This is a genomic window from Bordetella petrii, assembly GCF_020991325.1.
Classification (GTDB): domain Bacteria; phylum Pseudomonadota; class Gammaproteobacteria; order Burkholderiales; family Burkholderiaceae_B; genus Bordetella_A; species Bordetella_A petrii_E.
The window spans coordinates 1-4,943 of record NZ_JAJMLX010000311.1 but is presented as its reverse complement, the minus strand read 5'-3'; the positions used below and the strand labels follow the sequence as shown (position 1 = coordinate 4,943).

Here is a 4,943-nt window from a genome sequence, read left to right as displayed (position 1 = left end):
CGGCACTGGCCGATAGCGGCGCCGCGGACGATGCCTGGGTGCTGGTGCATGACGCGGCCCGGCCGGGCTTGCCGGCCGATGCCCTGGCGCGGCTGATCGACGCCTGCCTGCCGGATCCCGTTGGCGGATTGCTGGCGCTGCCGGTGGCCGACACGGTGAAGTCGGGGGGGCCGCGCGTCCAGTCCACCCTGGACCGGAACGGCCTGTGGCTGGCCCAGACTCCGCAGATGTTCCGCGCCGGCGTACTGCGGGCCGCCTTGGCGGACGCCCGGGAGGCAGGAATGGCAAGCACCGACGAAGCCTCGGCCATCGAGGCCGCCGGACACGCTCCGTTGCTGGTGCAAGGGGCCTTGCGCAACTTCAAGGTTACCTGGCCGGACGATTTCGAACTGATGGAAAGATGGCTATGAATGTTCCTTTTCGCGTCGGGCAAGGCTACGACGTGCACGCGCTGGTTACGGGCCGGCCTTTGATCATCGGCGGGGTGACGATACCCCATACGCATGGGCTGCAAGGGCATTCCGATGCCGACGTGCTGCTGCACGCCGTGACCGATGCCCTGCTGGGCGCGGCCGGACTGGGCGACATCGGCCGCCATTTCCCGGATACCGACCCGGCTTACCGGGGCGCCGACAGCCGGGTGCTGCTGCGCGACGCGGTTGCCAAGGTGCGCGCCAGCGGCTGGGCGCCCGTGAACATCGATGCCACCATCCATGCGCAGGCGCCGAAAATCGGCCCGCACGCCGCCGCCATGGTGGCCAATATCGCGGCCGACGTGGGTATTGCCGCCAGCGACATCAATATCAAGGCCAAGACCAACGAGGGCCTGGGCTACCTGGGCCGCAAAGAAGGCATCGCGGCCACAGTGGTGGCCTTGCTGGCGCGTGTGGAATAAAAAAGCCCGCGCGAGGCGGGCCGGTGGCTGCACCAGGAGCCGGGCGCGAGGGCAGGCTTCATATGCTGGCCGCATGGGGTGCCATGACGCCCATGGCACTCCATGCGGCTGTGGCGAGTTTTTCGCGGGCACTGCCTGGTGTCTGGCTCCCGCCAGGGTGCCTGACACCGTGCAAATTACTTGCCCTGCGCCGCCAGCGACAACGCCGCGGCATTCACCACTGCCGCGATGCGGCCCACATCGCGCAGCTGTTCCACACTGAGGCCGCCGTTCTTCAGGTTCTCGTAGTGCGACTGCACGCAGAAATGGCACTTGCCGATGATGGACGCGGCCAGCGCGAACAGTTCGAATCGGTTCTTATCCACGCCGCCGTGAGTGGCGTAGGCATTCATGCGCAACTGGGCCGGCAGGCTTTTCAGTTGGGTATCGCCGGTCATTTCCACGTAGGGATACCAGACGTTGTTCATGCCCATCAGCGCCGACGCGGTGAGGGCCGCGTTGGCATCACCTTCCGACAGGCCGCTCTTGAAGGCCTCGATCAGCACCGGGCTTTTCGCGGCGAAGGCGGCCGACAGGGCGGCACCCAGCGCGTCTTCGGCGGGCAATGTGGAACGCGCGATCACGGCGTCCAGATTCAGGCGGATGTCTTTGGCCCAATCCGGCAGTTGATCTTTGATTGCTGAAAGGAATTCCATAGTTTTTACCTATAATCTGGAGCAGGAAAAGCCCGGACGAGCCGGGCCGGGGAATTACAGCGTCGCGCCGCCCAAGGTGCGGTTGCACGGGCAGAGTTCGTCGGTTTGCAGACCGTCGAGCAGGCGCAGCACTTCTTCAGGGTTGCGGCCCACGTTCAGGTTGTTCACCGAAACGTGCTGGATGGTGTTGTCCGGATCGACGATGAACGTGGCACGCAGGGCCACGCCTTCGGCCTTGTCGCGGATGCCAAGTTGGTCGACCAGCGAACCGGTGGTGTCGCCGAATTGGTAGTGACCCAGCTTGTTCAGGTCCGGGTGCTCGCGGCGCCAGGCCAGCTTGACGAATTCGTTGTCGACCGAGCCGCCCAGCAGGACAGCGTCGCGGTCTTCGAAATCTTTGGCCAGCTTGTTGAAACCCACGATTTCCGTCGGGCAGACGAACGTGAAATCCTTGGGATAGAAGTAGATCACCTTCCACTTGCCGGGAAACGAGCTTTCGGTGATGTCTTCGAAAGCCGACACACCGTTTTCTTCGTGCTGATTGAAGCCGGGCTTGACGCCGCTGACCTTGAAGGGCTCGAGTTTGTCGCCAACAGTTTTCATAAGTACTCCCAGTAAGTTGTTGGGTGGATGAAGCCAGTGCCTCAAGCCCTAAATTTTACGCTATTGGTTATCGCTGTCTAATTGATAATTTCTAAATCTAGCTTTGGGGATCTCTATACGAGCGGTCAGTCCGCCGCCGGGCCGTGCCTGCATTTTCAGCGACCCGCCCACGTGTTTCAGCAGGCGTTCGACAATGGCCAGGCCCAGGCCGGCACCGCTGACCCCGGTGCGGGCCGCCTCGCCCCGCGAAAAGGGGCGCAGCAGGCGGTCGACCTCTTCGGGCGCGATGCCCGGGCCACGATCGGACACTTCGATGACCAGGGTATTACCGTCGGCGTGCAGGTTCATGGCGAGGTGCGCCTGGCCATCGGTAGAGCGCCCGTAGCGGCGGGCGTTCTCGATCAGGTTGCTGACCACGCGCTTCAGGTCCAGCGCCGTGATGCGGGCTCGCAGGCCCGGTTCCAGCGAGGCTTCCAGGTCGCCGCCCATCGAGGCGGTGTGGCTGCGCTCGCGTTCATACAGTTCCGCCAGCACCGCCGATATGTCGGTGGCCATCTGGGGCAGGGTGCCGGCGGGGCGGGCATACTCCATGAGCTGCCCGATGCTGTGGTCGATCTGGCCCAGGTCTTCGTCGATGGCCTGGCGGGCGTCTTCCGATACGCCGCTCATTTCGATTTCCAGCCGCATGCGCGCCAGCGGCGTGCGCAAGTCGTGCGAGATGCCCGCCAGCATCAGTTCGCGGTCGGCCTCGGCCTGCCGCAGATCTTTGGCCATGCGGTTGAACGAGGCGTTCAGGTCGCGGATTTCCAGCGGCCCCTGTTCGGGCAGCGGCGCGGGGGTTTCGCCGCGCGACAGCACTTGCGCGGCGCGAGCCAGGCGCGACAGCGGCCGGTTCACGAAGCCCACGCTGACGGCCGCGCCCACCAGGGACAGCAGCAAGGCCGTGGCGCCCCAGCCCAGCCATTCGATGCCGCCCGTCAGCCCGATCTGTTCCCGCTCGAAGACCAGCCAGTACAGGTCCTGGTCGATCTGGAAGCTGACCCAGAAACCCGGAACCTGGTTCACGCCCCAGGAAATCTGGGTTTCCGGGCCGAACCGGGTGCGGATGTGCTGGGCCACGCGCTGCCAGTAATCGTCGTCGGGCAGGGCTTCGGTAAAGTCGGTGACTTCGCGCGGATAAACCTGGATGCCTTCATTGGTGGCGAGGTCCAGCAGCAGCTTGCTGCGTTCGGCATCATTGGAATAAATGAGCGCGGTGCGGGTGATGTTGACCGCGGTAATGACCCGTTGCGCCATCTGGTTGGCGCGGGGGCCGAGTTCCATGCTGAAGAACACCTGCAGCCAGGCGCCCAGGCTGACCAGCATCAGCGCGGCCAGCAGCAGGAACGTACGGCCGAACAGGCCCAGCCTGAGGCGTGACGTCAGGTTCCGGGCGATCTTGCGCAAGCTGGGCATGAGCCTTCGCTCTTGCCCTAGTCGGGCGGATTGGTCAGCTGCCGCCATCCGGGACGAACACGTAGCCCAGTCCCCAGACCGTCTGGATGAATACCGGCTTGGACGGGTTGGGTTCGATCAGCTTGCGCAGACGCGAAATTTGCACGTCCAGGCTGCGATCGAAGGCTTCGTATTCGCGGCCGCGCGCCAGTTCCATCAGTTTGTCGCGCGACAGGGGAATCTTGGGATGGCGCGCGAACACTTTCAGGACCGAGAACTCGCCCGTGGTGATAGGCACTTGTTCGCCGTTGCGCGTGAGCGTACGGGTGGACAAGTTCAGCACATAAGGCCCGAAGGCGATGGATTCGTTTTCCTGGCTGGGGGCGCCCGGGTGTTCTTCAGTACCGCGTCGACGCAGGATGGCGTTGATGCGGGCCAGCAGTTCACGCGGGTTGAACGGCTTGGACAGGTAGTCGTCGGCGCCCATTTCGAGGCCGACGATGCGGTCGATTTCTTCGGCCTTGGCCGTCAGCATGATGATGGGCGTGTTGTCGTGGCCACCGCGCAGGCGGCGACAGATCGACAGGCCGTCTTCGCCCGGCAGCATCAGGTCGAGCACCAGCAGGTCGAAATGCTCGCGCTGCCAGAGCTTACCCATTTCTTTGGCGTCTTCGGCGACGAAGACATTGAACCCTTGTTCCGACAAGTAGCGACGCAGGAGGTCGCGCAGGCGCGGGTCGTCATCGACCACGAGAATCTTGCGGATGGGATTTGTGTTTTGAGTATTCATGGCCGGAAATGTAACAGTGACAAGAACCAGCGGCTAGTGCCTATTCACAAGATATTACACATTGCGAAGTAAGGTTGAAATCCCTCTGTTCCCGCGGGGTGGCGCCCCCATTTTTCGTACAATCCGGGCCTATGGATTTGAACCTGCTGGCCCTTGAAACCTCGTCCTCGCGCTGCGGGGTGGCCCTGTTGCGCGAATCGCCGGACGGGCCCCGCGTCAGCCTGCTGGAGCACGAGGGGGCCCAAGAGCATGCCGAGCGGCTGCTGCCCATGGCCAGCCAGCTGCTGGCCCAGGAAGGCCTGGCTCCGGGCGACCTGCACGGCGTGGCGTTCGGGCAGGGCCCCGGCGGGTTTACGGGCCTGCGCGTGGCCTGCGGCGTGGCCCAGGGCATGGGCCTGGCCCTGGGGGTGCCGGTGGTGCCCGTGGTGTCCCATCTGGCGGTGGCCGAGCAGGCCGATCGGGTCATTCTGAATAACGCCTACCAGCGCGATCTGATGTTTACCGACGACTTGGCGCCGCTGGTGGG

7 protein-coding genes are annotated in these 4,943 nt (G+C 64.2%); 3 read left to right on the top strand and 4 right to left on the bottom strand.

The genetic code is table 11. The features are described 5' to 3' along the window. The coding region (locus LPZ50_RS21645; RefSeq protein WP_230664835.1) for a 2-C-methyl-D-erythritol 4-phosphate cytidylyltransferase at positions 1–410 on the top strand (410 nt) is incomplete at its 5' end. Continuing rightward, positions 407–895 (top strand): 2-C-methyl-D-erythritol 2,4-cyclodiphosphate synthase, encoded by a 489-nt coding sequence (gene ispF / locus LPZ50_RS21640; RefSeq protein WP_230664833.1) that lies wholly within the window; start codon positions 407–409, stop codon positions 893–895. The genes LPZ50_RS21645 and ispF, both read left to right, overlap by 4 nt. A gap of 176 nt (positions 896–1,071) precedes the next feature. Here the strand turns inward: ispF and LPZ50_RS21635 are convergent, their stop codons facing one another. From LPZ50_RS21635 to ompR, 4 genes are read right to left on the bottom strand one after another with little or no spacing between them, the layout of a single operon-like run. Beyond that, positions 1,072–1,590 (bottom strand): carboxymuconolactone decarboxylase family protein, encoded by a 519-nt coding sequence (locus LPZ50_RS21635; protein ID WP_230664832.1) that lies wholly within the window; start codon positions 1,588–1,590, stop codon positions 1,072–1,074. A 54-nt stretch (positions 1,591–1,644) separates the two neighbouring features. Beyond that, positions 1,645–2,193: a peroxiredoxin gene (locus LPZ50_RS21630; protein ID WP_230664830.1), complete on the bottom strand. Its 549-nt coding sequence runs from the start codon at positions 2,191–2,193 to the stop codon at positions 1,645–1,647. A 60-nt stretch (positions 2,194–2,253) separates the two neighbouring features. Further along, on the bottom strand, positions 2,254–3,648 hold the full coding sequence (locus LPZ50_RS21625; protein WP_230664828.1) for an ATP-binding protein: 1,395 nt from the start codon (positions 3,646–3,648) through the stop codon (positions 2,254–2,256). Positions 3,649–3,682: 34 nt separating this feature from the next. Continuing rightward, positions 3,683–4,417, bottom strand: coding sequence for a two-component system response regulator OmpR (ompR, locus tag LPZ50_RS21620; protein ID WP_012248623.1), 735 nt, complete (start codon positions 4,415–4,417; stop codon positions 3,683–3,685). A gap of 131 nt (positions 4,418–4,548) precedes the next feature. Here ompR and tsaB point away from each other — a divergent pair. Beyond that, positions 4,549–4,943: tRNA (adenosine(37)-N6)-threonylcarbamoyltransferase complex dimerization subunit type 1 TsaB (gene tsaB, locus LPZ50_RS21615; protein ID WP_230664826.1), on the top strand; the 395-nt coding region annotated here is incomplete at its 3' end.

Excerpts from the sequence above, each read along its gene's own strand:
- ompR (WP_012248623.1), bottom strand. The coding sequence starts at position 4,417 with ATGAATACTCAAAACACAAATCCCATCCGCAAGATTCTCGTGGTCGAT.
- LPZ50_RS21630 (WP_230664830.1), bottom strand. The coding sequence starts at position 2,193 with ATGAAAACTGTTGGCGACAAACTCGAGCCCTTCAAGGTCAGCGGCGTC.
- LPZ50_RS21635 (WP_230664832.1), bottom strand. The coding sequence starts at position 1,590 with ATGGAATTCCTTTCAGCAATCAAAGATCAACTGCCGGATTGGGCCAAA.
- ispF (WP_230664833.1), top strand. The coding sequence starts at position 407 with ATGAATGTTCCTTTTCGCGTCGGGCAAGGCTACGACGTGCACGCGCTG.
- LPZ50_RS21625 (WP_230664828.1), bottom strand. The coding sequence starts at position 3,648 with ATGCCCAGCTTGCGCAAGATCGCCCGGAACCTGACGTCACGCCTCAGG.